Raw genomic sequence first — 1,391 nt, 5'->3', positions numbered from 1 at the left:
GGGAGTGTGTCGATTTCCGTGTTTGGGCCTGTGGTGTGATCGATGCTGTTAGATGATGATCCGGTCGCCGTAGGCGAGGATCAGGGCGTTGAGGGCCTTGGCCCAACCGTAGACCCGGCCGGTGATGCTCCCGCCGCCCTTACGTTTCTGCTGGACGACGAGGTAGAGGACCTTCATCGCGGCCTGCTCGGTCGGGAAGTGCCCGCGTCTGCGGGCGGCTTGGCGGAACCGGGCGTTCAGGCTCTCGATGATGTTGGTGGTGTAGAGGACCTTGCGGACCTCGTGGTCGTAGTCCAGGAAGGGCACGAACTGCGGCCACGACTGGCGCCAGAGCCGGATCACGGCCGGGTACTGGTCACCGAACTGCGTGGCGAACTCCTCGAACCGGGCTTCGGCGGCGGCGACGGTCGGGGCGGTGTAGATCTCCCGCAACGCCGGGGTGATCTTCTGCCAGTCTTTCCGGTTCGTATAGCGCAGGCTGGCGCGGACGAGGTGCACGACGCACTGCTGGTGCACCGCGAGAGGCCAGACCTGCTCGATCGCGTCGGTCATACCCTTCAGCCCGTCGGAGCAGACCATGAACACATCCTCGACACCGCGGTTGCGTAGTTCGGTGAGGTAGCCGGCCCACTGCTTGGCGCCCTCCCCGCCGGTCCCGGCCCACATACCGAGCACGTCACGTTCTCCGTCGAGGCTGATCCCGACCACGACGTAGACGGGCCGGTTCGCGACCTGCCCCTGACGGATCTTCATCACCAGCGCGTCGATGAACACCACCGGATAAACACGGTCCAGGGGCCGTTGCCGCCAGGCTTCCATCTCCTCCAGGACGTTGTCGGTGACCCGGCTGATCAACTCCCGGGACACCTCGGCGTCATACACATCCGCCAGATGCGCCGAGATCTCCCCGGTGGTCAATCCTTTGGCATACAGCGACAGGATCGCCTCGTTGAACCCGTCCAACCTGCGGACATGCTTCGGCACGATCCGCGGCGTGAACGACCCGGCCCGATCCCGAGGCACCTGGATCCGCACCGGCCCGACCTCGGTCTGCACCGTCTTCGCCCCGTGCCCATTACGCACATTGGCCCGCCGGCCCGACTCCTCGTCGACACCAGCCTCGTCAAGATGAGCATCCAGCTCGGCGTCGAGCGCTGACTCCAGGACCGTGCGCGTGATCCCCGCCAGCAGCCCACCCGGCCCGACCAACGACACTCCGTCGGCCTTGGCCCGCTCGACCAGCTGCTGCGCAAACTCCACCTCAGCCGCCGTCGGCTGCGGAAGCTGAACAGCGTTCTTCTTGTCTGCCATGACGTGGTCCTTCCCGGACAGGATCAACGTCCTGTCCAACGGACCACACCCAGGTCAAACACGGAAATCTACGCAGTCCC

At 65.4% G+C, this 1,391-nt stretch carries 1 protein-coding gene; it reads right to left on the bottom strand.

Translation table 11 applies throughout. The annotated features are described in order from the left end of the window. Window positions 1-48: 48 nt before the first annotated feature. Window positions 49-1,311, bottom strand: a complete 1,263-nt coding sequence (locus KBX50_RS32485) for an IS256 family transposase (RefSeq protein WP_210941660.1) — start codon at window positions 1,309-1,311, stop codon at window positions 49-51. Between the last annotated feature and the right edge of the window lie 80 nt (window positions 1,312-1,391).

The organism is Micromonospora sp. C51 (assembly GCF_018070435.1).
GTDB classification, from domain to species: Bacteria; Actinomycetota; Actinomycetes; order Mycobacteriales; family Micromonosporaceae; genus Micromonospora; species Micromonospora sediminimaris.
This window is presented reverse-complemented; position numbering and strand designations above follow the sequence as displayed.

What these genes read in the sequence shown, in the direction of transcription:
- KBX50_RS32485 (WP_210941660.1), bottom strand. Translation starts at nt 1,311, where the DNA reads ATGGCAGACAAGAAGAACGCTGTTCAGCTTCCGCAGCCGACGGCGGCT.